At 53.8% G+C, this 567-nt stretch carries 1 protein-coding gene; it reads left to right on the plus strand.

Translation table 11 applies throughout. From position 1 onward, the window contains the following. Nucleotides 1–29 precede the first annotated feature (29 nt). The coding region (locus AC1DS3_RS39365; protein ID WP_477129465.1) for a WecB/TagA/CpsF family glycosyltransferase at nucleotides 30–567 on the plus strand (538 nt) is incomplete at its 3' end.

The following is a 567-nucleotide window of genomic DNA, read 5'->3' on the forward strand; positions in this document are numbered from 1 at the left end:
CAACTCCTGACGGAGCGCCGGTCGCCTGGATGCTACGCCGTCTGGGATTTCCGGCTCAAGAGCGAATCAACGGACCGGATCTGATGATGCGCTACTGTGCGCATGCTGCCGCAACTGGGGAATCCATCTTTCTATATGGAGGACGGAGAGAGACGCTGCAGTTGCTCGAGGAACGCCTAAAACGGGACTTTCCACCTTTGAACATTGCCGGCACCCACAGCCCTCCGTTTCGCGACCTCACCGAAGACGAGGATCGTGAAGTCATCGAGAAGATAAACACAAGCGGGGCTCACACCGTCTGGGTCAGCCTTGGATGTCCGAAGCAAGAACTATGGATGGCAGAACACCGCGGGAACATTAACGCAGTCATGATTGGCGTTGGCGCTGCATTTGATTACCATGCAGGAACACTCACCCGTGCTCCAATATGGATGCAAAAAAATGGGCTCGAATGGTTCCATCGCCTCTGCAACGAGCCTTCTCGTCTTTGGAAAAGATATCTTCTGACGAACACTCTTTTTTTGGGCCTCGCTTTCGGGCAATTGCTACTTGGCGAAAGAACTACGC

The sequence above is a fragment of the Cupriavidus sp. 01L46 genome (assembly GCF_056399905.1).